Source organism: Polaromonas sp., from assembly GCF_030680935.1.
Lineage (GTDB): Bacteria > Pseudomonadota > Gammaproteobacteria > Burkholderiales > Burkholderiaceae_C > Polaromonas.
Window position 1 is genome coordinate 1 of the sequence record NZ_JAUXUP010000042.1, and the last position, 26,114, is coordinate 26,114.

31 protein-coding genes are annotated in these 26,114 nt (G+C 63.2%); 21 read left to right on the forward strand and 10 right to left on the reverse strand.

Features of this window, described 5'->3' with window-relative positions:
- Positions 1–266: 266 nt before the first annotated feature.
- From Q8L50_RS10850 to Q8L50_RS10860, 3 genes are all read left to right on the forward strand, one after another.
- Complete coding sequence (locus Q8L50_RS10850) at positions 267–1,574, forward strand: NAD(P)/FAD-dependent oxidoreductase (protein ID WP_305348687.1); 1,308 nt, start codon at positions 267–269, stop codon at positions 1,572–1,574.
- Between the two features lie 52 nt (positions 1,575–1,626).
- Positions 1,627–1,770, forward strand: a complete 144-nt coding sequence (locus Q8L50_RS10855; protein ID WP_300561999.1) for a hypothetical protein — start codon at positions 1,627–1,629, stop codon at positions 1,768–1,770.
- Positions 1,771–1,891: 121 nt separating this feature from the next.
- On the forward strand, positions 1,892–2,158 hold the full coding sequence (locus tag Q8L50_RS10860; protein ID WP_305348688.1) for a VF530 family protein: 267 nt from the start codon (positions 1,892–1,894) through the stop codon (positions 2,156–2,158).
- Between the two features lie 9 nt (positions 2,159–2,167).
- On the opposite strand, the gene atpE is transcribed toward Q8L50_RS10860, so the two are convergent.
- Positions 2,168–2,407, reverse strand: a complete 240-nt coding sequence (gene atpE / locus Q8L50_RS10865; protein ID WP_305348689.1) for a F0F1 ATP synthase subunit C — start codon at positions 2,405–2,407, stop codon at positions 2,168–2,170.
- A 42-nt stretch (positions 2,408–2,449) separates the two neighbouring features.
- Between atpE and Q8L50_RS10870 the strand changes: the two genes are divergently transcribed.
- The 3 genes from Q8L50_RS10870 to Q8L50_RS10880 all read left to right on the forward strand — a co-directional run bounded on the left by Q8L50_RS10870 (position 2,450) and on the right by Q8L50_RS10880 (position 4,694).
- Positions 2,450–3,142: an RluA family pseudouridine synthase gene (locus tag Q8L50_RS10870; RefSeq protein ID WP_305348690.1), complete on the forward strand. Its 693-nt coding sequence runs from the start codon at positions 2,450–2,452 to the stop codon at positions 3,140–3,142.
- A gap of 159 nt (positions 3,143–3,301) precedes the next feature.
- The gene (locus tag Q8L50_RS10875; protein ID WP_305348791.1) at positions 3,302–3,874 is read left to right on the forward strand and encodes a protocatechuate 3,4-dioxygenase; all 573 of its coding nucleotides are present in this window, start codon (positions 3,302–3,304) and stop codon (positions 3,872–3,874) included.
- 64 nt (positions 3,875–3,938) lie between these two features.
- Positions 3,939–4,694, forward strand: a complete 756-nt coding sequence (locus Q8L50_RS10880; RefSeq protein WP_305348691.1) for an SDR family NAD(P)-dependent oxidoreductase — start codon at positions 3,939–3,941, stop codon at positions 4,692–4,694.
- 114 nt (positions 4,695–4,808) lie between these two features.
- On the opposite strand, the gene Q8L50_RS10885 is transcribed toward Q8L50_RS10880, so the two are convergent.
- The 5 genes from Q8L50_RS10885 to Q8L50_RS10905 all read right to left on the reverse strand — a co-directional run bounded on the left by Q8L50_RS10885 (position 4,809) and on the right by Q8L50_RS10905 (position 8,141).
- Complete coding sequence (locus tag Q8L50_RS10885) at positions 4,809–5,246, reverse strand: universal stress protein (RefSeq protein ID WP_305348692.1); 438 nt, start codon at positions 5,244–5,246, stop codon at positions 4,809–4,811.
- 79 nt (positions 5,247–5,325) lie between these two features.
- The gene (locus tag Q8L50_RS10890) at positions 5,326–5,607 is read right to left on the reverse strand and encodes a DUF427 domain-containing protein (RefSeq protein ID WP_305348693.1); all 282 of its coding nucleotides are present in this window, start codon (positions 5,605–5,607) and stop codon (positions 5,326–5,328) included.
- 169 nt (positions 5,608–5,776) lie between these two features.
- Positions 5,777–6,460 carry a glycine zipper 2TM domain-containing protein gene (locus tag Q8L50_RS10895; RefSeq protein ID WP_305348694.1) on the reverse strand — a complete coding sequence of 228 codons (684 nt, stop codon included), beginning with the start codon at positions 6,458–6,460 and terminating at the stop codon, positions 5,777–5,779.
- Positions 6,461–6,627: 167 nt separating this feature from the next.
- A complete protein-coding gene (locus Q8L50_RS10900) occupies positions 6,628–7,107 on the reverse strand; it encodes a cupin domain-containing protein (RefSeq protein WP_305348695.1) in 480 nt (159 codons plus the stop codon).
- On the reverse strand, positions 7,107–8,141 hold the full coding sequence (locus Q8L50_RS10905; protein WP_305348696.1) for a methionine synthase: 1,035 nt from the start codon (positions 8,139–8,141) through the stop codon (positions 7,107–7,109). The genes Q8L50_RS10900 and Q8L50_RS10905 overlap by 1 nt, the downstream gene beginning before the upstream one ends.
- A 115-nt stretch (positions 8,142–8,256) precedes the next feature.
- Here Q8L50_RS10905 and Q8L50_RS10910 point away from each other — a divergent pair, with 115 nt between their 5' ends.
- Positions 8,257–8,814: a YaeQ family protein gene (locus Q8L50_RS10910; RefSeq protein WP_305348697.1), complete on the forward strand. Its 558-nt coding sequence runs from the start codon at positions 8,257–8,259 to the stop codon at positions 8,812–8,814.
- 3 nt (positions 8,815–8,817) lie between these two features.
- Here the strand turns inward: Q8L50_RS10910 and Q8L50_RS10915 are convergent, their stop codons facing one another.
- The 3 genes from Q8L50_RS10915 to Q8L50_RS10925 form a co-directional block, all read right to left on the reverse strand.
- Positions 8,818–9,732 carry an ion transporter gene (locus Q8L50_RS10915; RefSeq protein ID WP_305348698.1) on the reverse strand — a complete coding sequence of 305 codons (915 nt, stop codon included), beginning with the start codon at positions 9,730–9,732 and terminating at the stop codon, positions 8,818–8,820.
- A 133-nt stretch (positions 9,733–9,865) separates the two neighbouring features.
- On the reverse strand, positions 9,866–10,858 hold the full coding sequence (locus tag Q8L50_RS10920) for a catalase (protein ID WP_305348699.1): 993 nt from the start codon (positions 10,856–10,858) through the stop codon (positions 9,866–9,868).
- Positions 10,859–11,012: 154 nt separating this feature from the next.
- The gene (locus Q8L50_RS10925) at positions 11,013–12,758 is read right to left on the reverse strand and encodes a long-chain fatty acid--CoA ligase (RefSeq protein ID WP_305348700.1); all 1,746 of its coding nucleotides are present in this window, start codon (positions 12,756–12,758) and stop codon (positions 11,013–11,015) included.
- Positions 12,759–12,943: 185 nt separating this feature from the next.
- Here Q8L50_RS10925 and Q8L50_RS10930 point away from each other — a divergent pair, with 185 nt between their 5' ends.
- From Q8L50_RS10930 to Q8L50_RS10965, 8 genes are all read left to right on the forward strand, one after another.
- Positions 12,944–13,930, forward strand: a complete 987-nt coding sequence (locus Q8L50_RS10930) for a tripartite tricarboxylate transporter substrate binding protein (protein ID WP_305348701.1) — start codon at positions 12,944–12,946, stop codon at positions 13,928–13,930.
- 6 nt (positions 13,931–13,936) lie between these two features.
- Entirely contained in the window at positions 13,937–15,343 is a 1,407-nt protein-coding gene (locus Q8L50_RS10935) for an amidase (RefSeq protein ID WP_305348702.1), read from the forward strand.
- Positions 15,340–16,092 carry a 2-keto-4-pentenoate hydratase gene (locus Q8L50_RS10940; RefSeq protein WP_305348703.1) on the forward strand — a complete coding sequence of 251 codons (753 nt, stop codon included), beginning with the start codon at positions 15,340–15,342 and terminating at the stop codon, positions 16,090–16,092. The genes Q8L50_RS10935 and Q8L50_RS10940 overlap by 4 nt, the downstream gene beginning before the upstream one ends.
- 220 nt (positions 16,093–16,312) lie before the next feature.
- Entirely contained in the window at positions 16,313–17,104 is a 792-nt protein-coding gene (locus tag Q8L50_RS10945; protein ID WP_305348704.1) for a transporter substrate-binding domain-containing protein, read from the forward strand.
- A 93-nt stretch (positions 17,105–17,197) separates the two neighbouring features.
- Complete coding sequence (locus Q8L50_RS10950; RefSeq protein ID WP_305348705.1) at positions 17,198–17,857, forward strand: amino acid ABC transporter permease; 660 nt, start codon at positions 17,198–17,200, stop codon at positions 17,855–17,857.
- The gene (locus Q8L50_RS10955) at positions 17,858–18,511 is read left to right on the forward strand and encodes an amino acid ABC transporter permease (RefSeq protein WP_305348706.1); all 654 of its coding nucleotides are present in this window, start codon (positions 17,858–17,860) and stop codon (positions 18,509–18,511) included.
- Complete coding sequence (locus Q8L50_RS10960; protein ID WP_305348707.1) at positions 18,495–19,229, forward strand: amino acid ABC transporter ATP-binding protein; 735 nt, start codon at positions 18,495–18,497, stop codon at positions 19,227–19,229. Before Q8L50_RS10955 ends, Q8L50_RS10960 begins: the two co-directional genes overlap by 17 nt.
- Before the next feature lie 161 nt (positions 19,230–19,390).
- Complete coding sequence (locus Q8L50_RS10965; protein WP_305348708.1) at positions 19,391–20,530, forward strand: MFS transporter; 1,140 nt, start codon at positions 19,391–19,393, stop codon at positions 20,528–20,530.
- A gap of 57 nt (positions 20,531–20,587) precedes the next feature.
- On the opposite strand, the gene Q8L50_RS10970 is transcribed toward Q8L50_RS10965, so the two are convergent.
- Positions 20,588–21,061 (reverse strand): Cd(II)/Pb(II)-responsive transcriptional regulator, encoded by a 474-nt coding sequence (locus tag Q8L50_RS10970; RefSeq protein WP_305348709.1) that lies wholly within the window; start codon positions 21,059–21,061, stop codon positions 20,588–20,590.
- Positions 21,062–21,130: 69 nt separating this feature from the next.
- Between Q8L50_RS10970 and Q8L50_RS10975 the strand changes: the two genes are divergently transcribed.
- The 6 genes from Q8L50_RS10975 (at position 21,131) to Q8L50_RS11000 (ending at position 25,975) form a co-directional block, all read left to right on the forward strand.
- A complete protein-coding gene (locus tag Q8L50_RS10975; RefSeq protein WP_305348710.1) occupies positions 21,131–21,769 on the forward strand; it encodes a cation transporter in 639 nt (212 codons plus the stop codon).
- On the forward strand, positions 21,766–22,146 hold the full coding sequence (locus Q8L50_RS10980; RefSeq protein ID WP_305348711.1) for a DUF3703 domain-containing protein: 381 nt from the start codon (positions 21,766–21,768) through the stop codon (positions 22,144–22,146). Before Q8L50_RS10975 ends, Q8L50_RS10980 begins: the two co-directional genes overlap by 4 nt.
- 30 nt (positions 22,147–22,176) lie before the next feature.
- Complete coding sequence (locus Q8L50_RS10985; RefSeq protein ID WP_305348712.1) at positions 22,177–22,626, forward strand: hypothetical protein; 450 nt, start codon at positions 22,177–22,179, stop codon at positions 22,624–22,626.
- A gap of 123 nt (positions 22,627–22,749) precedes the next feature.
- Entirely contained in the window at positions 22,750–23,100 is a 351-nt protein-coding gene (locus Q8L50_RS10990) for a hypothetical protein (protein WP_305348713.1), read from the forward strand.
- Positions 23,097–24,518: a TolC family protein gene (locus tag Q8L50_RS10995; protein WP_305348714.1), complete on the forward strand. Its 1,422-nt coding sequence runs from the start codon at positions 23,097–23,099 to the stop codon at positions 24,516–24,518. Before Q8L50_RS10990 ends, Q8L50_RS10995 begins: the two co-directional genes overlap by 4 nt.
- A 23-nt stretch (positions 24,519–24,541) precedes the next feature.
- Entirely contained in the window at positions 24,542–25,975 is a 1,434-nt protein-coding gene (locus tag Q8L50_RS11000; RefSeq protein ID WP_305348715.1) for a multicopper oxidase family protein, read from the forward strand.
- Positions 25,976–26,114: the final 139 nt, after the last annotated feature.

Consider the following 26,114-nt stretch of genomic DNA (forward strand, 5'->3'; position numbering starts at 1 on the left):
AACCCGCGCCCCTTTGGCATGCCGCCGTTTGTGCTGGTGCTGAACGACAGTGATCTGGCAGCGCTGCTGACCTACCTGCGCAGCGCCTGGGGCAACCAGGCGGCGGAAGTGACGCCGACCGAGGTCAACCGGATGCGGGCGCAAAACCAGCGATAGAGGCAGCACCCCAAACCGGCACCCTCTGCATTTGCCACCCTCCCCGCCAGTTACCATGTCGGCAACAACAACACAGTCGGCCACCTGGTGCCGAGGAGGGAAAAAAACCCATGCATCGCATTGTCATCGTCGGAGGAGGAGCCGGGGGCCTGGCACTGGCCACCCAGTTGGGCAAACGCCTGGGCAAAAAGAAGCTGGCCGAGATCACATTGGTCGACGCAGCCCGCACCCATGTCTGGAAGCCGCTGCTGCACCAACTGGCAGCGGGCAGCTTTGACACCCATGCCGAGGAAATCGAGTACCTGGCGCAGGCGCGCTGGAACCACTTCAAGTTTCGCCTGGGCCGCCTCGAAGGTCTGGACCGCGAAAGTAAAACCCTGCAACTGGCGGCCAGCCACGACGAGGCCGGGCGTGAGATCACGCCGCCGCAGCAACTGGGCTACGACACGCTGGTGATTGCCGTGGGCAGCCAGACCAACGACTTCGGCACGCCGGGCGCAGCCGAACACACGATCAAGCTTGACAGCCCGCAGGCGGCCAAACGTTTCAATGACCGTCTCATCAATGCCTGCATACGCGCCCAGACCGTGCCACGCAGCGCGGGCAGCGGCCGGCTGACGGTGGCGATTGTGGGTGGTGGCGCGACCGGGGTAGAGCTTGCCGCCGAGCTGCACGCTGCGGCCAAGGTGCTGGCCAACTTTGGCTTTGACCACATCCACCCGGAAAAAGACCTGCAAATTGTGCTGGTGGAGGCGGCGCCCCGCCTGCTGGCGCAATTGCCCGAGCGCCTGAGTGAATCGGCCCTGCGCGAGTTACGCAAGCTGGCCATCGAGGTACACACCAACGAGAAAGTGGTGGAAGTCACAGAGGGCAGCCTGAAGATGGCCAGCGGCAAGGTGGTTTCATCGAGCCTGTCGGTCTGGGCCGCCGGCGTCAAGGCCGCAGATTTTCTGAAAACGCTGGGCGGTGACAATCCCGTGGAGACCAACCGTCTCAACCAGCTCGTCGTCAACGGCAACCTGCAGACCTCGGATGCCGGCATTTACGCCTTTGGTGACTGCGCCGCCTGCCAGCAGCCCGACGGCACCTGGGTGCCACCGCGTGCGCAGGCCGCTTACCAGCAGGCCATGTACCTGGTTCGGGCGCTGCCGAAACTGCAGCGCGGCGAGCCGGTGCCGCCCTTTGTGTTCAGGGACCAGGGTTCACTGGTGTCGCTGTCCGAGTATTCTTCGGTCGGCAGTTTGATGGGCAGCCTGACCAAGGGAAGCTTCTTCATCGAAGGTCAACTGGCCAAGATCATGTACTGGGCATTGCACAAACAGCACCAGCTGGCGCTCGGCGGCTGGAAAAAAACCGTGCTGATCACCCTGTCTGAAATGCTTGACCGCACCTACCGCCCGCGCATCAAGTTGCACTGATAATCAGCGAATATTTTCTGGCAGATTTCTTATCAACCCAACGGAGAAAACCATGGCAAAAGGACAGCAAAACAAGGACAAGATGGTCAAGAAGCCGAAGAAAGACACCGCACCGCCCAAAGCCGTGTCGCCCGATGCGGTGCGTCCGACCATCGTCACGCAGGTGCCCCTGCGCGGCAAACTGAAAAACAAATAAAAAGGCCCCCACGCTTGTCACTTCGTGTACTGCGCTGCCCCCCGAGGGGGCGCTGCGCCTGCGGGCCGGCAGAGCCGGACCCGCGGCCCCGGCTGGCGAAGACAAGAGCCCTGCAATCGTGATGACCGAGCAGCCCGAAAATCCGCTGCATGGGGTGACGCTGGAGGCCATCGTCACCGCGCTGTCAAACCACTATGGCTGGGAAGAGCTGGGTCAGCGCATCCATATCCGCTGCTTCACCAGCGAGCCCAGCGTCGCCTCCAGCCTGAAGTTTTTGCGCAAGACACCGTGGGCGCGCGAAAAGGTGGAAAGCCTTTACCTTTTCATGCTGCGCGAGCTCAGGCGCAACAGCCCGACCGTCCATAACTTCCCGCCGCCCAGAGCCTAGCCCTTGTTTTCAGACAAAGGGGTTGGCAAACAGCATCATCATGGCCACACCGACGCCGATCAGGAAGTTGGCGTCAATCAGCCCGGCCAGCAAAAACATCTTCACCTGCAGCGGCTCCATCAGCTCGGGCTGGCGCACTGCTCCTTCCAGAAACCGCGCGCCCATCACGCCTATGCCCAGACAGGCGCCAATCGCGCCCAGGCCGATCAACAAGCCAACTGCAATCGAAATGGCACCTGCGTCACTCATGGTTTTTCTCCTTTTTTGAATCTACTTGCCGATGACTGAATCATGAGCGTCACGCTGCCTGAAACCAATGACCTTGCAGGTAATGGCGGGTCGTCCGGTTTTTCACTGGTGTATGCCGACGCCGGACTGCTGGTGCTCGACAAGCCCGCCGGCCTGTTGTCGGTACCGGGGCGCGGCGCGGACAAGCAGGACTGCCTGAGCGCCCGCGTGCAGGCCGCCTACCCTGACGCGCTGGTGGTGCACCGGCTGGACATGGCCACGTCGGGTCTGATGCTGATGGCACGCAGCGTCGGCATCCAGCGTGCATTGGGCGCACTGTTTGAGCGCCGCGAAATCCATAAACGTTATGTCGCTGTGGTGCATGGCCTGCCGCCGCCTCCTCCAGGCCCGGATGGCTGGGGCCTGATCAACCTGCCGATCGCGGTGGACTGGCCGCGCCGCCCCCTGCGCATCATCGGCGCCGGGGGCAAGCCCAGTCAGACACGCTGGCGGGTACTGGCACTGGACGTGTTGGCGCAGAAGGCGCGGCTGGAGCTCGAACCTCTCACCGGCCGCTCGCACCAGTTGCGTGTGCATCTGCAGGCCCTGGGCCACCCGATTCTGGGCGACCGGCTGTATGCGCCTGAGGCTGTGCAGGCCCTTTCCGACCGCCTGCTGCTGCACGCCTGTACGCTGGGCTTGACCCATCCCGTCAGCGGTGAAGCCGTGCGGTTTGAAAGCGCATTGCCGTTCTGAACAAAGTGTTTGTCGGGCGGAACTTCGCAGACCTGGCGAGCCTCTGACAAACTCCCAGGGAGACCGCCGATGTACGCTGCCACGCCACCCCCACCCACCCGCATCACATCCGCCCAGATACAGCTTGGCCGACGCGCCGTGGCAGTGGCTCTGGTGGCCATGCCCGTCCTGTGGCTGGGTGTCCGCGCCCAGCCCGGGAGCGCCCGCCACGCCACACCCGCGCAGACCGAAGGTCCGTTTTACCCGGTGGTTTTCCCCAAAGACAGCGACCATGATTTGCTGCGCAACGGCGCGCTGAACTACCCTGAGGGGCAAAGCGCATGGGTCGAAGGCAGCGTCAGCGACCTGGCGGGCAAACCGGTGGCAGGGGCGCAGGTCGAGATCTGGCAATGCGACCACAGCGGCCACTACCACCACCCCGGCGACGGGGGCAAGGCCGACACACGATTCCAGGGTTTTGGCCGCGTCACCGTGGGGGCCGACGGCAGCTACCGCTTTCGCACCATGCGGCCTGTGGCCTACGCGGGGCGCACGCCGCATATCCACGTCAAGGTCAAGCTGGGCGCGCGGGAATTGCTGACGACCCAGCTTTACGTGGACGGAGACCCTGGCAACACCAGCGATTTTTTGTGGCGCAGACTGGACCAGGCGGGGCGCGCCGCCTTGACCGTGCCGTTCAACGCCGGCCCCGACGGCCTGCGGGCGCGTTTTCCCGTCGTGCTGGCAATCTGAAGTCCGACAGGCGCCTGTGCCGGCCAGCGTCTGGCTGGAGGTTTTTCGGTAACATCAACAGCCTATGACCTCACATCTTTTTATTCTGACCGGCGCGTCGCGCGGCATGGGCCTGGCCATGGCGCGAAGGCTGCTCAAGCCGGGCAACACCCTGCTGTGTATCTCCCGCAAGAGCAACGACACGCTGGCCACACAGGCCAAAATGGCCGGTACTGCGCTAGAGCAGTGGACGCAGGATCTCACCGCCGGCGCAGACATCAGCGCCCGTCTGGAGCAATGGCTGCGCGAGCAGGCCGGTGCCGGGTTTGCAGGCGCCGTGCTGATCAACAACGCAGGCATGATTCCGCGCATCGGGCCGCTCAGTGAAGCCGATGCCGACAACCTGGCCCAGGCCTTGCGCGTCGGGCTGGAAGCACCGATGCAGCTCACCGCGGCCTTCCTGCGCGCCACCGCCAACTGGCCGGGGCCGCGCAAGGTGCTGAACATTTCTTCGGGCCTGGGCCGCAAGGCCATGGCGTCGCAAGCCGGGTACTGCGCGGCCAAGGCCGGCATGGACCATTTCACGCGCTGTGTGGCTCTGGAAGAAACACTCAAGCCAAATGGGGCAGCGGTATGCTCCCTGGCGCCGGGTGTGATTGACACCGACATGCAGACCCAGCTGCGCGGCGCCGATGCAGCGGCCTTTCCCGACCAGCACAACTTCGTCAACCTCAAGGACAAAGGCCAGCTGACGTCACCGGACGAAGCGGCTGCGCGCGTGCTGGCCTACCTCGACAGGCCGGATTTTGGCAGCCAGCCCGTCGCAGATGTGAGGGACTGAGTCCAGAGTCCGTATTTTTTAGCCGGGGCCGCGGGTCTGGCTTTGCCAGCCCGCAGGCGCAGCGGCCCCCTCGGGGGGCAGAGAGTTACGCGAAGCGAACGACCGTGGGGGCCATCAATCCCGCACGACCAGTATCGGCAGATGCGCATGGGCCAGCACCTGCGCGGCCACGCTGCCGAGCACCAGCTTCTCCAGACCCCGGCGACCGTGCGAACCCATGACGATGAGGTCAACTCCGACCGAAGAGGCGGTCTCCAGGATGCCCCGATAAATCGTATGGGCTTCAATAATGGCTGTGCTGACATTGACGCCAGCTGCCGTCAGCAAGGCAGCCGCCTCCTTGAGGGCCTGGTTGCCTTCTGCCGTCGCCGCATCCAGGTACTGCGCCTGCCCGTAGGCGAAGTCGGCACCTACGCCGCTGAAGGCATAGGGATCAATCACATAGATGGCAGTCACAGTGCTGCCAAAAGCCCGGGCCAGCCCAATGGCCTTCTCAACGGCCGTCAGTGAGGTGGATGAACCATCGACGGGCAACAGAATGTGTTTGAACACGGTGCGGTCTCCTCAATATGTGGCTGGCCCTTTGAAGTATGAACCGTTCGCCCTGAGCCTGTCGAAGGGTTGCGTTGCTTCAGGCCTCGATCTTCACGCCCTTCCAGAATGCCACATGGCCCTTGATGTTGTCGGCCTCGGGTTTTGGGTCGGGGTAATACCAGGCGGCATCGGTATTCATTTCACCGTTGACCAGCAGGGAGTAGTAGCTGGCCTGGCCTTTCCAGGCACACATGGTGTGGTGGTTGCTGAAAGTGATGTAGTCGCGGTTCAGCGCACTTTCGGGAAAATAGTGGTTGCCTTCAAGCACCACGGTGTCATCGCTTTGCGCAATCACGGCGCCGTTCCAGATGGCCTTCATATCACTTCTTTCATGGTTGACTGGGGTGAGCTGCAAAAGCGCAAACATCACGCCGGATCATCTTCGCACACTATGCTGCGTCCGTAGCCGCGCCTTACACGCGCCAAAGAAAAAGGCGTGATGGTTGCCCATCACGCCCTGCAGCAAGAGCGCCTTTCGGCGCGGGCGGTCAGGCCATACGCAGGTTGTTGCCTTCAACAATCACGCGCGAGCCAACCGGCACCGAGCTGGAAACTTCCACAGTGCGGGTTGAGCCATCATTCATGCGCACACGCACCTGATACACCGTGACCTTCTTCATGTTCTTTTCGATCTGGTTGCCGGCAAACGCGCCGCCCGCCGCACCCAGAACGGTCATCGCCGTTTTGCCACTGCCGCCGCCTACCTGGTTGCCCAGCAGGCCACCGACCACGCCACCTGCAACGGTGCCAAGGCCAATCGTGCTGTTGCCCACAGCAACACCGTTGACCTCACCCTGGCGTTGCACGGGCGTGACGGCTTCTACCGTGCCGCAGTCCGCGCAGACCACGGGTTTGGGCGCGGGCGCCTGCACCGGGGCCTGGGCCACGACCACCGGTCGCTGCTGGACGGCGGGTTTGGCAGGAGCCGGTTTCGCAGGAGTCGTGGTGTCGCTGGCCAGTTTGGCCGTGGTGCTCGATTGCGTCATCGGCGCCTTGGCGTCTGTGCCGCCAGGCTGCGCGTCAGAGCGGTTGACTACCAGCGCGGCAGCCAGCGCCATAACGGTGACGCCGAGCACGGCGGCAATCGCAATCAGCGCCTTGCTGTGTTGCATGCGCTGGGAAAAAACAGGTTGAGGGCCAGGGGTGGCAGGGATCTGATTATTTGTATCCATGATGGGTACTCCTTGTAAGAACCCCAGTTGTACCCAGCTCGTGTTAACGCCACTGTAGGACGGAGTGACATTCGTAAGTAATGGTGTACCTGCATCGCCCTGAAGTGTGAGGTTTTACGCAGTTTCAGGCACGTTCATCTGACACTCACACCCGCTTGACAGACGCTTTACACGCCGCCTTCGGGGTGCGTGGGGTCAATCCACAAGACCTGCTCGGGCGTTTCGACAGGCGCAATATCCAGATTGATGGCGACCGCCTCACCATCGCTGCGGCACAGCACACACTCGAGCACTTCGGTCGGGCTGGCATTGATTTCCTGGTGCGGCACGTAAGGCGGCACGTAGATGAAGTCGCCCGGTCCGGCTTCGGCCACAAACTCCAGTTCGTTGCCCCAACGCATGCGGGCCCGTCCCCGCACCACGTAGATCACACTTTCAAGCGGCCCATGGTGATGCGCGCCGGTTTTGGCGTTGGCATGGATGGTGACCGTGCCGGCCCAGAGTTTTTGCGCGCCTACCCGCGCGAAATTGATGGCGGCCTTGCGGTCCATGCCGGGGGTCGAAGGGACATTGCCATCGAGCTGGCCGCCGGGGACCACACGCACGCCATCGTGCTTCCAGTCGGCGGGGGGTGCGGGGGCAGGCATCAGACACCGTACCTTTCGCGCGCCAGTGCCGCGCCCTGGGCCAGGGCCTGCAACTTCTTCAGGGCCACCTCGCGGTTCATGGGCGCCAGGCCGCAATTGGTGCATGGCAGCAGCCGGTTTTTGGGCACATATTTCAGCGCTTCACCAATCGTGTCGGCGATCTGCTCCGGGGTTTCAATCTCGTCGCTGGCCACGTCGATCACGCCCACCATGACATCCTTGCCTTCGAGCAGCGCCATCAGGTGCGGCGGCACATGCGAGTGGTAACACTCCAGGCTGACTTGCTGGATGCTGCTTTTTGCCAGCGCCGGAAACACCGTTTCGTACTGGCGCCACTCCTGACCCAGAGTTTCCTTCCAGTCGGTGTTGGCCTTGATGCCGTAGCCGTAACAAATATGAACGGCGGTGGTGCAGGTCAGGCCCTGCGCGGCACGCTCCAAGGCCTTCACGCCCCAGTCGGCGGCGTCTTTCATATAGACATTGAAGGCTGGCTCGTCGAACTGGATGATGTCCACGCCGTCGGCCTGCAGGGCCAGTGCCTCCTGGTTCAGCAGTTCGGCAAAAGCCATGGCCATTTTCACGCGGTCGCCATAAAACTGGTCGGCCACGGTATCCACAATCGTCATCGGGCCGGGCAAGGTGAATTTGATCTTTTTGGTCGTGTGTGCGCGCAGCAGTTGCGCCTCGGCCGCATGCACGCGTCCCTTGAGCTTCAGGGCAGCGACCACCTGCGGCACCATGGCGTCGTAGCGGTTGTTGCGTATGCCCATCTTGACCTTGTGCTCGAAGTCGATGCCCTCGACCTGCTCAAGAAAGCCGTGCACAAAATGCTGGCGCGACTGCTCGCCGTCACCAATCACGTCCAGGCCGGCATCTTCCTGGGCCTTGATCCAGAGCAAGGTCGCGTCGGCCTTGGCCTGCGCCAGCTCGGCGCCCTCGGCCTTCCACTGCGGCCAGAGTTTTTGGGTCTCGGACAGCCAGGCGGGTTTGGGCAGGCTGCCTGCAATGGTGGCGCTGAAAAGTGGGGTCGTCATGGGAAATGTCCTTTTTTTTGTCTCGTTGATGGTCCTGACTATAGCCAGCACAGATGCGCCGCGCTTGTCTGTTCCAATACAGGGTTAATCACGCCACCCCAAGCAGAACAACACCATGGCACTCAAAGCCACCATTTACAAAGCCCAGCTGCAAATTGCCGATATGGACCGCGGCGTTTACGGCGACCACAACGTGACGATTGCGCGGCACCCGTCCGAGGCCGACGAACGCATGATGATCCGCCTGCTGGCCTTTGCACTGAACGTGCCTGCCGACGACAAGAAAGGCCATCTGGAATTTGCCAAGGACTTGTGGGATGTCGATGAGGCGGCGCTCTGGCACAAGGACTACACCGATGCAATCCTGCACTGGATAGACGTCGGCCAGCCCGACGACAAGCGCCTGATGCGTGCGGCCGGCCGGGCAGAACGCGTCAGCGTCTACAGCTTTGCCAGCAGCACACCGGTCTGGTGGAAAACCATGGAAAGCAAGCTGACCCGCGCCGCCAACCTGGTGGTGTGGCAAATCGACGCGGCGCAAAGCCAGGCCCTGGCGAAACTGGCCAACCGCACCATCCAGTTGCAGGTAACGGTGCAGGACGGCACGGTATGGATGAGCACGGGCGCGGAGTCGGTAGAAATCACGCCGCGCCGGCTGACGCCCGGCGGCTGAAGCTCAGGACAGCGGGGCCGGCCGGGACGTGCCCGCCGCCGGATCCTGCTGGTAGGGCGGCAAGCGCGCGCCGCAGTTAAAGCAGAAATTCGAGTCGGCGGCATGGCCTTCCGTGAGGCACTCGTGGCAGGTGCGCGTGGTGGGCTGCAGCCGCCCCTCCAGACGCCGCTGCATCGCCATCTCCGCGGTCACGATACCGGTGGGAACCGCCAGAATGCCCCAGCCCATCAGCATCATGAAAGACGCAATCAGCCGGCCCAGGTCGGTCTTGGGAGTGATATCGCCGTAACCGACGGTGGTCACCGTGCTGATGGCCCAGTACACCGAGGTGGGAATGCTGGTGAAACCATTGGCCTGCCCTTCGACCACATACATCAGTGTGCCCATGACCAGCACCACCATGACCACGGCGGACAGGAACACCAGGATCTTGCGTCCGCTGGCGGCCAGCGCGCTGAGCAGGAACTGGTACTCCGCCACATAGGCGGCCAGCTTGAAGACGCGAAAAACCCGCAGCAGGCGCAACACCCGCACATCAATCAGCGCATGCAATTCAGGGAAGAACAGCGCCAGGTAGGTCGGCAACACCGCCACCAGATCGATGATGCCGAAAAAACTCGTGGCGTACTGCATGGGCTTGCGCACACACAGCAGGCGGGCCAGGTATTCCGCCGTGAAAAGCAGGGTGAAAAGCCATTCCAGACCGGCCAGCGCCCGACCGTAAGACTGGTGGATGGATTGCACACTGTCTGCCATCACCACGGCAATGCTCAGCAAAATGACGGCGATCAGAGCCTGGTCGAACAGGCGCCCGGCGCGGGTATCTGCTTCAAAAATAATGGTGTAGACACGCAGGCGCCAGCCGTCCAGCGGCCTCTCATGCGCGGGATCGGGAATAGGGGGTAAAGGTTTTTCCATGCAGGTCGGCCACACAGCTGCGGGGCCACTCCAGTTTCATTGCCAGGCGGTACCTTACCCGAGTTCCGGACCGGCGAGCGTCAGCAAACCGCGCGACATCAGCGCATCTGCAGCAGTCCGCTGACCTGTGTGCTCAGGCTGGCTTGCCAGCGGCACGCCTTCCCTGCTGGCTCTGGAAATAAACCACCTTGCGGGCGCGCTGCACGTCGCCCAGCGGGCGATGTTGCACCAGCGCCTGCCAGGGATCAAACACCGCGGCTTCGGCCTGCGCCAGCAGTGCCTGGCTGGCGGCCTGCTGTGGCAGCGTGAGCAGGGCCACGGTGGTGTAAGACGTGGGCCAGTTGACCGACGCATCTTCAATCGGCGTGGTTTTTTCGTCCACAAATGGCTGCAGCTGAAGCTCATACTGCAGGGCGGCACTGGCCAGCCGCTGGCTGAAATTGGCACCCCAGTCCTTGCCGGCGTCGGGCGAGGCCGGGCCGTTGCTGGCGGCCGGCAACAGGCGCACACGCACCGCGTACGGGCCGCAGGCCAGGGGCACACTGCTGAAAAAGGTCTCTGTCGTGAAGCCTTTGAAAGGTTTGCCCGCAATCCTGATCATTTTGGCCAGTTGCAGCGGCCCACCCAAAAAGCCGTAACGCTTGAAGAGAAATTTCAGCAGGGCGCCGTTGCCGTGTGAGGCGGCCTCGACAAAATCAACAAACTCCGCGCTGCCGGTGAATGCAAATTTTTCCTGGTTGATGAGGGTGAAGTCCTGGCTCTGCGCCGGCGCGTTGCCCAAAGCACTGTCACCCTGCACCCCCAGGACCTTGAAGGAAAAGCCGCGGATGTCGGGCATTTTGTCGCTGGCCTTGTCCAGCCCGCCGTTGGAAAGGCGCAGCAGCACCTCATAAGAAGCCGGCGCGGCAAACAGGCCCTGGCGGGCAAATTCCGGAAGGTCCGGCAGCACCCGCAACTCGCCGCGCGCAGCGCTCAGCTGCTTGCGGTGCAGCGCACGGCCGGTGCCGTAACGCGCCGACTTGCGGCGCTGGATCTCCGCAAAAATCCGGGCGTAGCCTTCATAACGCTGTGCTTCGTCAGCGGCGATGCGCTCCCGCCATGCCGTGCTGGGGGCCTGTGTGCTCATTGGAATCTCCTCCAGGGTTTCAGTCTTTGCTTCGCACGATACACCACACCCGCCGGCCCGACCAGCCCCGACCGGCTGCAGGTGATTTGCTCCTGTTTTTATAGCTGACCACGCCCGCCATCAAAGGGCCAGTTGCCTTTTTGATGATCAGCGTTCAGGCAGAAGTGCCTTCCGCCTCCTGCAAGGTGCGCCACATCACCTTGCCGGAACCGCTTTTCGGCAGGACATCGACAAACTGCACCACACGCGGGTATTTATAGGCCGCCATGTTCTCCTTGCACCAGTCGATGATGGCTTCCTCGCTGACCTGGCCCTTGTGGCTTTGTCGCAGCACCACCACCGCCTTGACGGTCTCGCCGCGGTAGGCGTCTTTGGTACTGATGATGCAGGCCTCCTGGATGGCCGGGTGTTTGAACATCAACGCCTCAACCTCGGCCGGCCAGACCTTGAAACCCGATGCATTGATCATGCGTTTGAGCCGGTCGGTGATGAAGAAGTAGCCCTCCTCATCTACCCGTCCGAGGTCACCTGAGCGGAAGAAACGTTTGCCGTCAATCTCGATAAAGGCCGCCGCAGTCGCCTCGGGCCGCTTCCAGTAGCCGGAAAAATTCTGCGGCCCGCACATGATGATTTCACCCTGCTCGCCCAGCGGCATTTCTTCCAGCGTCAAAGGGTCGATCACGCGTGAGTCCACGTTCAGGAAAGGCACACCCAGACACTGCTGCTTGGTGGCATCTGGCGGGTTGCTGTGGGAAGGCGCAGCGGTTTCTGTCAGGCCGTAGCCCTCGGCAAAACGCAGACCGTACTGCTCCCACAGGCGCTGGGCCACCGCCTGCGGCATGGCCGCGCCTCCGCCACCTATGTACACCAGGCTGCTCAAATCAAAACTCTCAAAATTGGGGCTGGCCAGCAGGTCAATGACCATGGTCGGAATGTTGGTCCAGTGGGTCACGCGCCAGCGCGATATCAACTTGCCCGCCAGTTCGCGGTCCCAGCGCGGCATGATGACCAGCGTGGCACCGCCGTAGATCGACGCATGCATAAGCGACACCATGCCGGTGATGTGAAACATCGGCACCACCGACAAAACAATGTTCTCTGGCGTGCTGTTGCCCCACAGGCTGCTGCCCACCGCGTTGTGCATGATGCTGGCGTGGGTGTGCATGCAACCTTTGGGCAGGCCAGTGGTGCCGCTGGTGTAGGGCAGCACAGCCAGGTCCTGCGGTGTCGCGGTGTGTTCGGGCAAGCGACCTGCCGCGTCCCGGCCCAAGGCATCGCCCCAGCCGGTCACAATGCCGCCCGCCATCACCGGCGCCGGGTGCCGGGTGCCCAGCCACTCCTGCCAGGCCGGCGGCAGATCCACCGCTGCGGCGGCCAGATCAAAAGCATCGCTGTAATGGGTGACAACCAGGTGCTGCAGACGCAAGGCGGGATCCAGCTGCGCATTGGCCTTGACCAGCTCAGGCGCCAGGTCGGCAGAGGTGATGGCCACCCGCGCATCGGGGTCGGTGATGTAGTGCTTGAGCTCTTCCGCGCGGTTCATCGGGTTGACCGGCACCACGACCGCATTGGCCCGCAGGATGGCGAAATGGGCAATCACCCACTGCGGACAGTTCTGCATGTTGAGCACCACGCGGTCACCTTTTTTGACGCCCATTTCATGCAGGGTGGCTGCCAGCCGCTCGGCCTTCTGGAGCACCTCGGCGTATGTAAAAACCTGCCCGAAAAACACCAGTGCCGGCTTGTTGGGGTAACGCAGCGCGCTGACCGCCAGGTTGTGCCAGAGCGATATGGCCGGCGCGGTGATACGGTGCGGCAAACGTTTGGGCCAGACCTTGTGATGCAGGGTGTGCGGATTGGAAGAGGGGGTCGCAGGTGCAACTGCATTCGGGTCGGACAATTCAGGCTCCAGGGTTGTGCGCGGCGGACCCTGAGCCTACCCCGGCTGTGGCGGGTGTGCATCGGGGAAGCTCCCGATAAAACACTGTCGCCTCAGCGACCACCACTGACTATGATCAGGAGCCAGCGAAAGCTCTCACACAGCAGCAGATCCACTTCCACCACCGACTTTTGAGCAGAGACACCATGCGCCTCAACCCCTGGACTTCACCCTTTTTCCGCAAAGCCCTGGCGACTTTGGGGCTGCTTGTTGCCGGCAGCACAGCGCTGGCGGCCTATCCCGAAAAGCCGATACGCGTGGTCATCGGTTTTCCGGCGGGCGGCCCGCTCGATCAACACGCGCGACTGCTGGCGGAGAGGTTGCAGGCCGTGCTGGGGCAGCCCGTTCTCATTGACTACAAGTCGGGCGCAGGCGGCACGGTCGGCGCGCAAGACGTCATGAAGGCCCCGCCAGACGGCTACACCCTGATGCTGGCCAACACCGGCGTCATGGTCATCAACCCTGCCCTGTACACCCGCCTGCCCTACAACACGCTGAAGGACTTCACCCCCATTGCCCGCACTGCCATGCAGCCGCTGGCACTGCTGGTCAACCCGAAGCTGCCGGTGACCACGCTGAAAGAGTTTGTCGATTACACCCGGGCCCGCCCCGGCCAGATCAACTACGGCTCTGCCGGCAATGGTGGCATCAGCCACCTGGTGCCGGAAATGTTCAAGAATGCCGCAGGGCTGTTCATGGTGCACATTCCCTACCGGGGCAGCGCGCCGGCGTTCACCGATCTGATGGGTGGACAGGTGCAGTTCATGGGTGAGTCGATTCCCCAAGCCGCCAATTACCACAAGCAAGGCAAGGTACGCGCCCTGGCGGTGACCAGCAAAGAGCGCAACCCCGCGCTGCCAGACATCCCGACCGTCATCGAGTCCGGCTTCAAGGGTTTTGAGGTGGTCGGTTTTTACGGTTTTCTGGCGCCCGCCGGGCTGCCTGCCGACATCACCGCCAAACTGAGCGACGCCTTCAAGCAGGTGATGACCAGCGCCGATATCCGCAATCGCATGGTCGCGCAGGGCGCAGATCCGGCTTTCCTGGGCAGCGAAGACTTTGCAAAATTTCTTGCCGCCGAAATGCCGCGTTGGGCCCAGGCGGTGAAAGCCTCTGGCGCAAAACTGGACTGAAGCCTGATGGCAGAACTCTGGCAATTCGACGCAGCTGCGCTTTCTGAGGGTTACCGCACCAAGGCATTCACGCCGGTGGACGCGCTGGAGGCCTGCCTGGCCCGCGTGGCAACATGCCAGCCACACCTGAACGCCATGGCGCACATTGACGACGCGGGCGCGCGGCATGCGGCCGACGCCAGCCGCCAGCGTTGGGCGGACGCCCAGCCGCTGGGGCCGCTTGATGGGGTGCCGGTAAGTTTGAAAGACAACCTGCACGCTGGCGGCCTGCCCACCGGCTGGGGCAGCCGGCTGCTGCGCGGATTCGTGGCCAGCCAGGATGAGCTGCCTGTGGCCCGGCTGCGCGCCGCAGGCATGGTGATCTTTGGCAAGACCACGCTGCCGGAGTTTGCGATGCAGGGCCATACCGGCAACCTTGCCACCGGCATCACGCGCAACCCGTGGAATACAGCGCTAACCCCGGGCGGCTCTTCGGGCGGCGCAGCCGCTTCGGTGGCCGCAGGCTGCGGGCCGCTGGCGCTGGCTACTGACGGCGGCGGCTCCATCCGCCGGCCGGCATCGCATTGCGGCGTGGTTGGGTTCAAGCCGTCGGCCGGACTGGTACCGCGCGCGGGCGGCCTGCCGGAAATCTTCCTCGGCCATGAAACCGTGGGGGCGATTGGTCGCACCGTGCGAGATGTGCAGCATGTGGTGCAGGTGCTGGCCGCACCTGCAAACAGGCTGGCGGCGCTGGATGCGGCGCCAGCGCGGATTCTTTTTGCGCCCCGTTTCGCCGCGCACCCGGTCGATGCGGGCATTGCCGGACAGATGGCCGATGTCGCCCGGCGCTTTGAGGCGCTGGGCCACCGGGTGGACGAGGCCCAGGGCTTTGATTTGTCAGAGCCGCTCAACGCCATGTGGTCCCTCCTGTCGTGCACGGGTCTGGCCTGGATGATGGGCGAGGCAGCTCACTTGCCCGAGTTCGGACTGGAGCCCGGACAGCAGCCCGACATGGCCCAGTGCACCCAGGCCATTCAGAACAACCTGCGCGACGGGTTGGCCGCCGAAGCCACGGCGCTGTTCAAATTGCTGGCCTGCATGCAAACGCTCAACCACCGGCTGCATGCCCTTTTTTCCACCTGCGACTTCATCCTCACACCCGCGGCAGCCGCACTGCCCTGGACTGCCGAAGAGACACATCCCACCGTCATCGCCGGCCAGACCGTGGGGCCGCGCGGCCATGCGGTGTACACCGCCTTCGCGAATGCTGCAGGCTTGCCAGCCATTGCCCTGCCTGCGGGGATGTTGCTGGGCCTGCCCGCCGGTTTCCACCTGGTCGGCCGACCCGGCGCCGACGCGCAGCTGCTGGCGCTGGCGCTGCAGTACGAGCAGGCCCATCCCTGGGCCAGCGCCTGGCCGGCGCTGCCCGCATGAGCAGCCATGCCCACGCCCTGGCGGCCCGGCTGCTCGCTGCCCGCAAAGGCTACGCGCCCGCGCAGTGGCGCGATCTGGTGCCTGCCGATCGGGCGGACGCCTACGCAGTTCAGGATGCGGTCATGGCGCAATTGGGGGTTATCGGCGGCTGGAAGGTGGGCGCCAAGGGGCCAGCGGTGGAGCCCGCCTGCGCACCCATACCGGCCAGCGGCTTGCTGCGCTCGGGCGCCGCAGCGCTGATCGGCCCGCCCTGGACCCTGCGCGGCATCGAGGTGGAAGTTGCGGTGCGGCTGAGCCGAGACCTTCCGGCCGCAGGCGGCATCCCTTGCGCTGCAGAGATCATGGCCGCCATTGACGCAGTGCTGCCGGCGATCGAAGTCGTGGAGACGCGGCTGGCCAACTGGCATGGCAGCGAGCCACTGGCTGCGCTGGCTGACCTGCAAAGCCACGGCGCGCTGGTGCTGGGCGAGCCCTCGGCGCAGCGTCCGCAAGACATCGACCTGCGGACCGTGCAGGCCACCTTGGCGTTTGACGGCAAGACTGTGGCCAGGACGCAGAGCGGCAACCCGGCTGCCGACATCTGGCGGCTGCTCGGCTGGCTCGCGCATCACTGCGCGCAACGCGGCACGCCATTGCGCGAGGGCGACGTGATCACCACCGGTTCGTGCACCGGCATGCTGTTCGCCCCCGAGGGTGCCCATGTGCAAGGCCAGCTCGCTGGCTTGGGCAAGGTAGAACTGCGCTTTTAGCGGTCGGACGGCAGCCCCCAAGTTGGTGCGGATCGCACCGTCACCTCACGGGAGCTCCAGATTGGTGCACACCATAGTGTGCCCATGGCGCGGCTAGCGCTGGTGGCATTGCGCGATAGATTGCCCGCACAACGGCAAGGCACAGGACTTGCGTAAAAGCTTTGCACCCCCGTCCGCGCCAATGGCGAACAAAGACATCCACACAACCTGGAAAAGTTTTATGAACATCAGCAAACGCACCTTCACCCTGGGCCTGGCCGCCGCCCTGCTCACCGCCAGCGCCGTGCAGGCGCAAACCGCACTCGACGACGTGATGAAGGCAAAGGAAATCAAGATTGCCATCCCTACCGACTTCCCGCCCTACGGCTTCGTCGGTACCGATCTCAAGCCCCAGGGCCTGGACATCGACATGGCCAACTACATCGCCGCCAAGCTGGGCGTGAAAGTGGAACTGCTGCCCGTCACCACCGCCAACCGCATCGCCTACCTGCAGACCAAAAAGGCCGACCTGGTGATCTCCACCCTGGGCAAGAACCCCGACCGCGAAAAGGTGATTGACTTCACCATTGCCTACTCGCCCTTCTTTATCGCCGTGTTCGGCCCTAAGACAATTGTGGTGAAGTCACCCGCCGACCTGGCGGGCAAGTCGATCTCCGTCACCCGCGGCTCGGTCGATGATGCCGAGCTGACCAAGGTGGCACCGCCAAGCACAGAGCTGCGCCGCTTCGAGGACAACAACTCCACCATCTCTGCCTTTGCCGCGGGCCAGACGCAGCTGGTGGCCACCAGCGCGCAAGTGGCCGGCAACCTGATGGCCAGGAGCCCGCAGTTGGGCACCGAATACAAGTTCGTGCTGAAAGATTCTCCGAACTTCATCGGCGTCGGCAAGGGCGAGGACAAAATGCGCCTGAAGATCAATGACATCCTGGCCGATGCCAAGAAAAGCGGCGACATTGACAAGATGGCGATGAAGTGGCTCGGCCGCCCGGCGGGTGACCTGCCGCTGAACTGACAAGATCTGTCCTTCCTTGCTTGACCTGGGCTCTAGGCCGGCGCGCCGGCACGGATGCCGGACCGCGTCCGGCATGACAGCCCACACAAGAAGATGATCTCCTTCGACTTCCCCATCGTCCTGGCCCAGTGGCCCCTGCTCGCCAAGGGTGTGGCCTGGACCGTGGGCCTGACGGCTGTCTCGGCCGTCATCGGCGTCGCGCTGGGAGTCGGCTGCGCCTGGGCACGCTCGCAGGGGCCGATGTGGCTAAAGTGGCTCGTGGGCGTGTATGTGGAACTGATCCGCAACACACCTTTCATCGTGCAACTGTTTTTCATCTTCTTCGGCCTGCCAGCTGCGGGCGTGAAGCTTTCGCCCGAGACGGCATCCATCATCGCCATGGTGGTGAACCTGGGCGCCTACGCCACCGAGATCATCCGCGCGGGCATCGAGGCCACGCCGCGCGGTCAGGTGGAGGCGGCCCTGAGTCTGGCGCTGACACGCGCGCAAATTTTCATCCGCGTGGTGCTGCCCCCGGCGCTGCGCAAAGTGTGGCCGGCTCTGGTCAGCCAGATCATCATCGTGATGCTGGGCTCCGCTGTCTGCGGCCAGATATCAACAGAAGAACTGAGCTACGCCGCCAACCTGATCCAGAGCCGTAATTTTCGCGCCTTCGAGGCCTTCATCATCGCCACCGCCATCTACCTGGTGTTATCCATGGCGCTGCGCAGGCTGATGAACTGGCTGGGGCCCAGATTTCTTTTTGGCCGCTAAATGGTTGAGTTCTCTGCCTGGGACATCTTCCGCAACCTGCTGCTGGCTGCGCGCTGGACGGTTGTGTTGTCGCTCATCGCATTCATTGGCGGTGGCATCGTGGGCATGACGCTGCTGATCGCGCGCTTGACCAAATCGGTATGGGCTGAACGCTTCGTCGCCGCCTACGTGGCGCTGTTCCAGGGCACACCGCTGCTGATGCAATTGTTCCTGGCGTACTTCGGCATCGCCCTGTTCGGCATCAACACCTCGCCCTGGGTGGCGGCGGCGCTGGCGCTGACGCTTTACACCAGCGCGTTCCTGGCTGAAATCTGGCGCGGCTGCGTGGCTTCCATTCCCCGCGGCCAGTGGGAAGCGGCGCAAAGCCTGGCCATGAATTTCGGCGAGCAGCTGCGTCATGTCGTGCTGCCGCAAGCCACCCGGATCGCCATCCCACCGACTGTGGGTTTTCTGGTGCAGGTGATCAAGGGCACGGCGCTGGCATCGGTGATCGGCTTCATCGAGCTCACCAAGGCCGGCACCATGATCACCAATGCCACCTTCAAGCCCTTTGTGGTGTACAGCTGCGTGGCGCTGCTTTATTTCGGGCTGTGCTACCCGATCAGCTGGTACGCCAAGAAACTGGAGAGAAAAATCAATGAAGCCCGTCGTTGAAATCACGGCCCTGCGCAAGTCGTTCGGGACCAACGAGGTACTCAAGGGCATCGACCTGACGGTGCAAAGCGGCGAAGTGATCGCCATCATTGGCAAGAGCGGCTCGGGCAAGAGCACGCTGCTTCGCTGCATCAACGGCCTGGAGACTTTCCAGGACGGCGCCCTCAGTGTGGACGGCAAGCCCCTGCTGCACAACAACCCGGCCGCCATGCGCGAGCTGCGCCAGCACGTAGGCATGATCTTTCAAAGCTTCAACCTGTTCCCACACCTCACCGTAGGCCGCAACATCATGCTGGCGCCTACCCTGGTAAAGAAGACAGACCAGGCCACTGTCAAACAGCTGGCTGGCAAGCTGCTGGACCGGGTGGGCCTGTCCGAAAAATTTGACGCCATGCCAGATCAGCTCTCCGGCGGGCAGCAACAGCGGGTGGCGATTGCACGCGCGCTCGCCATGCAGCCCTCGGTGCTGCTGTGCGACGAGATCACCTCGGCGCTGGACCCTGAGCTGGTTGGCGAGGTGCTGCAGGTGGTGGAAAGCCTGGCGGCGGAGGGCATGACGCTGCTGATGGTCACCCACGAGATGAACTTTGCCCGCAAGGTCTGTGACCGGGTCGTCTTCATGCACCAGGGCCGGGTGCATGAAATCGGCGCGCCTGACGAGGTTTTTTCAAACCCGCAGACGCCAGAGCTCAAGCAGTTTCTCGGCATGATCCAGTAAGCGCGGGCCGACCAGCCCCGGCGCGCCGCGCCGTCCGTGCACAATCAGGGCAGCGCGCCTGCCAACACCCGCCATCGACTCGCCAGGCGCGCTCATTTTGATATCCGCTTGCGCATATGTCCACTGGGCTGGTGCCTGATTTGATTGTGTAAACCCACCCCATGCCGCCCGTCCTCTACCTCTTCGCCCTGTGCAACCTCGTGATCGGCAGCGGCGCTTTTGTCATCGGCGGCATTCTTGTGCCGATCAGCGAATCCCTGCACATCAGCGTGGCTGCGGCCGGGCAGGCGATGACGGCCTATGCACTTGCCACCGCGGTTCTGGCGCCCCTGCTGATCATCCTCACCGCGCGTTGGCCGCGCAAACGCGCGATACAGCTGGCGCTGATACTTTTCGGCGCGGGTTGTGTGGTGTGCGCGCTCTCTGGCAACCTCACGGTGCTGCTGCTGGGGCGCATCCTGATGGGTGCGGGCGCCATGTTTTCTGCGGCGGCCTCGGCCCTGGCTGTCAGCCTGGTCGCCCCGGCCTTGCGCGGCCGGGCCTTGTCGATCACCTTTCTGGGCATGAGCATCAGTTATGCCGTCGGCGTGCCGGTCGGCGCCTGGCTGGGGTTTGAATATGGCTGGCGCGTGCCGGTATGGCTGTCAGCAGGCGCCAGCGGCGTCATGCTGGTGGCCGCCAGCTGGTGGGTGCCGGCCAACATGGCCAGCGCCGGTGCCAGCTTTGCAGGCTTTGGTGCGGTGGCGCGCCAGGGCGCCGTGTTGCGCGTGTGGCTGCGCACGTTGCTGTATTTCATCGCCATCTTCAGCGTGTTTGCCTATGTCGGGCCGGTGTTGCAGGCACTCAACCCGATGACATCGACCCAGCTGTCAATCACGCTGGCGGTGTTCGGCCTGGCGGGCGTAGCCGGCACGCTGTCGGGCGGCTGGGCCAACGACCGCTTCGGCCCGATTCGCAGCATGCGCGCGCAGCTGGTGCTGCTGATTGCCATGATGTTGATCCTGCCGCTGACGCGCGGTCACCCGCCAGCCACCCTGGTCACGCTGGTGCTCTGGGGCATCGCCGGCTTCGGCATGATGGCGCCCCAGCAGAGCTTGCTGGCCGGCCTGTCGCCGGTGCAGGCGCCCTTGCTGCTGAGCCTGAATGGCTCGATGCTCTACCTGGGCACCGCGCTGGGCGCGGTGATCGGCGGCTCGCTGATCGGCCAGCTGGACCTGTCCCAGCTGAGCTGGGTCGGCGTGCCGTTTGGCCTGCTGGCGTTGGTCACACTGGCGTTTGAGCGGCCGAAGCCGAGATCCTGAATTCATGGCACCAAAGCGCTGACTGGGCTGGTGCGGTGCAGCAAGGGCGGCACAAAGTCAGACGTGTCGCTTTGTCAGTACCGCTGTCGGCGGGGCAGCGGCCTGGGCATCGGCCAGTTCGTGCAGCGCTTCGATGATGTGGCAATGCGCATCGCTGCCATCGCAGCGGTTGCGCAAGGCCTTCAAGTCCTTTTCCAGCGCCTTCAGCTCACCCAGGCGCTCGCGTACATGACCGAGGTGGCCATCCAGCGCCTCACGCGCCGCCGCGCAATCGGTCTTGTTGTTCAGGTCCAGCCCAAGCAGGTGGCGTACCTCGTCCAGCGACATGTCCATGGCGCGGCACAGACGGATGAAGCGCAGTTGATGCACATCACCGTCGCTATATAAACGATAGCTGCTCACGCTTCTGCCATAAGGGCTGAGCAGCTTTTCTTTCTCATAAAACCGTATGTTGGCAGGGCTGACGCCGCTTTGCCGTGCGGCCTCGCCGATCTGATAACCCTGTGGCGGGGATGGACTTGAAACCGGCATCGCTTGACCTTGAAGTGACTTGAAGGTTTCCAATCATGCCATCAACCTGAATTTTTGGAGAAACCTTCCATGTCTGCCCACTGCTGCGACCACGACGCCACCGCCGCCCAGGCCAACAGCCCGCGTTACCGCAAGATCCTCTGGATCGCGCTGGTCGTCAACCTCGCGATGTTTGCCATCGAGATCGCGGCGGGCCTGCGCTCCGGCTCGGTGTCGCTGCTGGCCGATGCCATCGACTTTTTTGGCGACGCCGCCAACTACGGCGTGAGCCTGGCGGTGCTCTCCATGGGCCTGGCCTGGCGCTCGCGGGCGGCGCTGCTCAAATCGGCCAGCATGCTGGTCTTCGGCTTATTTGTGCTGGCCCGCGCTGGGTGGGCTGCCACTCAAGGCGGTGCACCTGAAGCCCTGACCATGGGGGCCATCGGACTGCTGGCCCTTGTGGCCAATGTGCTGGTCGCGACCCTGCTGTACGCATACCGCGAAGGCGATGCCAACATGCGCAGCGTCTGGCTGTGCTCGCGCAACGACGCCATTGGCAATCTGGCCGTGATGCTGGCCGCGCTGGGCGTGTTTGGCACCGGTAGCGCCTGGCCCGACCTCGCCGTGGCAGCGGTGATGGGCAGCCTGGCGATCTGGGGCGGCTGGTCGGTGATGCAGCAGGCGCGGCGTGAACTGCGGGCCAGCCGTTTATCACGGGCATCGGCATGAACAGCTACACGCCCGAACAGCGGCGGCAGGTTTTCATGCAGCTGGTGCGCAGCTTCCATGCAACAGCCTCGGCTGAATCCGCCGGGCGCTGGGCCTACCTTGAAGCCGCACACGTCCTGGGCCAGCAGGACCTGGCCCTGCACTGGACCTCGCACGCAGCGATGCTGCGTTTTGCGCTGCAAACCGGAGATCTGGGCGAAGCGGCGGGGCAATTGCTGCGTCTGGCTTTGGTTCCGCTGGGTCACCTGCTGCAGCGTCTTCCCGCTGGCAACCCCGGCCGCGCCCACGTCAGCGCGTTTGCCCCCATGCCGGTTGACGCGCGCTTGAGCGAGCTGATCAGGCATGCCGCCGCCGCCACTCAAACCCCTTCTTATTGAACTTTCACAACTTCGCCGTATCATTCATCCATGCGCCGTCCCCTGTTCATTGCCATGATCTTCCTGCTGCTTCTGCGCGGCTGGGTGGGCGACGCGATGGCCACTGGCATGGCCATGGGCCATTTGCAGCAAGTTTCTTTTGCTACTGAAATAATAGCTACCCCTGCTCATGAGACAAGGGCCGAAGGCCATTTTGACCATCAAACGGCAGGGCCAGCGGCAGAGTCTCTGCCTCATCAGGCGGCGAGTTCTCCCGATTGCGCAGGGCACGCAGCGGGACAGGCTTACGACCCCTTGGGCCAGGAAGCCGCCGGGCATTGTGAATCCTGCGCCGCCTGCCAGGCCTGCCACGCGGTTGCCCTGTCGCCATTGGTGAGCAGCGTCACCGCCCTCTCCATCCCACCCGCGCTGCCGCGTTCGCCCGCAGCCCAATTTGCCAGCGCCGTCGCCGCGCTCGGTCAGAAACCACCGATCTCCTGATATCCAGGCCCCAACTGGGCCTGTACTTGCCTCCGGCGCGGTTTTTTTGACCGCCCGCATCAGCCCGTGATGCCCGGATACCGCGATGCCCACCATCGCCCCGCTTGTTTTCAGGAGATTTTCGTGAACTTACGTTCTATTTCAAAACTGTTGGCGCTGCTGGCTGCGCTCGCCATGTGGCCCGGAGCCTACGCGCAGGGGCAAACACAGCCCTCGCCCAGTCCGGCGGCAACCCCGGCGTCTGCAGCCACTTCTTCAGCCCCTGAATTTCGCTCCGCGTTCGAGGGCTACCAGCCCTACACCGACGAAAAAATCATCAGCTGGAAAGAAGCCAACGATGTCACTGGCCGCATAGGCGGTTGGCGCGCTTACGCCAAAGAAGCTCAACAGCCTGCGGGTGACAGCGGACCCGCTGTGGCCAAACCAGCTGACCCGCGCGCCGGGCAAACCAAACCGGTACAGGTCAAACCATGAACAAGATATTTCGACTGGGCACTGTGGCTGCGGCCACACTCGTGTTGGCCGGTTGCGCTTCGGTCAACTTTGACCAGTCTGTGCAAGACACCAACAACGGCACCGCCACCTTCACGCAGGGCAAACTCGAACTGAGTCGTACAGACCAGCAGCAACAAGCGCGCAGCAAATTGAGCGGCGAGCTGCTGGCCAAACCGCTGAGCCAGGACGATGCAGTGCAACTGGCACTGGCCAACAGCCCTGCGGTGCAAACCCTGCTGGCGCAAAGCTGGGCCGATCAGGCGTCGGCCAACCAGTTGGGCCGTATCGCCAATCCGATCTTCACATTTGAACGCGTTCGATCCGGCAACGAGCTCGATATCGGCCGGATGTTGTCGTTTGGTCTGCTGGATCTGCTCACGCTGCCCCGGCGCATGGAAATATCGCGCGGGCAGACAGCGCAAACCAAGGTGCAACTCAGCGCCAACGTGGTCGAGCACGTCACCCAGGTGCGCCAGGCCTGGGTGCGGGCCGTGGCGGCCCAGCAGACCCTGCAATACGCCGAACAAATCAACGCGGCCGCACAAGCCAGTGCCGAGCTGGCCAAACGCATGTACCAGGTCGGCAACTTCAACAAACTGCAGCGCGCCCGGCAGCAATCGTTTTATGCCGACAGCGCGGCCCGACTGGCCTCCAGCCAGCACGCAAGCACCGCAGCGCGCGAGGAGTTGGTCCGGTTGCTGGGCTTGACCACCGAACAGTCGGCGCAACTGAAACTTCCGGAGCGGCTGCCCGACCTGCCAAAAGAGGCACATCCGGCAAGCGTGGTGAACGCCACCGCCCTGCAGCAACGCCTGGACGTGCAAATGGCGCGCAACCAGCTGGATGTGGCGGGCAAGTCACAGGGCCTGAACCTGCTCAACAGCCTGGTTGATGTGGAGCTGGGCATCATCCGCAACACCACGTTTGAGAACAATGCGCAGGGTCACAAAACAACGGCCAGAGGTTACGAGCTGGGCATTCGCTTGCCGATTTTCGACTGGGGCTCGGCCCAGCGCGACAGCATGAACGCGCAATCGCTGGCGGCGGCCAACCGTTACGAAAGCACAGTGCGCGGCGCCTCGTCCCAGCTGCGCGAAAGTTATTCGGCCTACCGCACGGCTTACGACGTGGCACGGCATTACCGCGACGAAATTGTGCCGCTGCGCAAAACCATGGCCGAAGAAAACGTGCTGCGCTACAACGGCATGTTGATCGGCGTGTTCGAGTTGCTGGCCGATACCCGCGACCAGATCTCCAGTGTGCAGGCCGCCATCAGTGCCTACCAGCAGTTCTGGCTGGCCGACGCGGCGCTGGCCGCCTCGATGACCGGCAAACCCACAACGATGGGCGCCATGTCTTTGGCGGGCGGCGCTGCTGCCGCCGAAGCCGGCCACTGAAACAAGATTTAAACGGATTACACATGAACAACAGAAGAAACTTTCTTGCAGGCGCGGGCGCCATCACGACAGCCGTTGCGGCTGCGGCGGTCAGCCGGGTGGCGATGGCGGCCCTGCCTGAACCCATGATCCAGACCAAGCCCGACACCGTGGCACCGCTGGTGCCCAACACCGGCCGCCCTTACAACCCGGTGGTCACCCTCAACGGCTGGACCCTGCCCTGGCGCATGAACCAGGGAGTCAAGGAGTTTCACCTGGTGGCCGAGCCGGTGGTGCGCGAAATGTCGCCTGGCTTCAAGGCCCACCTGTGGGGCTACAACGGCCAGTCGCCTGGCCCCACCATCGAGGTGGTGGAGGGTGACCGTGTGCGTATTTTTGTCACCAACAAGCTGCCAGAACACACCAGTATTCACTGGCATGGTCAGCGCCTGCCCAATGGCATGGATGGTGTGGCGGGTCTGAACCAACCTGCCATTCCCGTGGGCAAAACCTTTGTCTACGAGTTTGTGGCACGGCGCCCCGGCACCTTCATGTACCACCCGCATGCGGACGAGATGACGCAGATGGCCATGGGCATGATGGGCTTCTGGATCACCCACCCCAAAGCCAAACACCCGCTGATCGACGAGGTGGACCGCGACTTTGTCTTTCTGCTCAATGCCTATGACATTGACCCCGGCGCCTACACCCCCAAGATCATGACCATGCTGGACTTCAATATCTGGAGCTGGAACAGCCGGGTCTTCCCCGGCATCGACCCGCTGGTGGTGCGCAAGAACGACAAGGTGCGCATACGCATGGGCAATCTGACCATGACCAACCATCCGATACATCTGCACGGGCATGAGTTTCTGGTCACAGGCACCGACGGCGGACCGACCCCTAAATCCACGCGCTGGTATGAAGTGACCACCGACGTGGCAGTGGGCCAGATGCGGCAGATCGAGTTTCTGGCCGACGAGGAAGGCGACTGGGCTTTTCATTGCCACAAAAGCCACCACACCATGAACGCGATGGGCCACGATGTGCCGACGCTGATTGGTGTGGACCACCGCAAGATAGTCAAGGACATCACCAACGTGATCCCCGACTACATGGTGATGGGTGAGCGCGGCATGGCCGACATGGCCGAGATGGATATGCCCCTGCCCGACAACACCGCCAAGATGATGACGGGCGAAGGCCCGTTCGGCTCGGTCGAAATGGGCGGCATGTTCTCGATGGTCAAGGTGCGCAAGAACCAGAAAGCCGGCGACTACAAGGACCCGGGTTGGTACAAACACCCGCCCGGCGAAATCGCCTATGAATGGACGGGCGCACTGCCGAATCCGGCACGTTTTGCTGCCGAGGGCGGGCAAACGATGAAAGCGCAGAACATGCCGATGAAGGACGTTGAAGTCCAGGTCCGCAAACCCGTGATGGGTGGCAAGGGCAGCATGGGCGGTATGAAGCACTGAATGCCATTGAAAGACACCCAATGAAAATCCAAAACACTATCAAATCAATAGCTGCTTGCGCAGTATTGACAGGAACTACCGCCAGTTTTGCGCAGCATACCCACGGAAATGGGCAAATACACGGCACGCCCACTGTCAA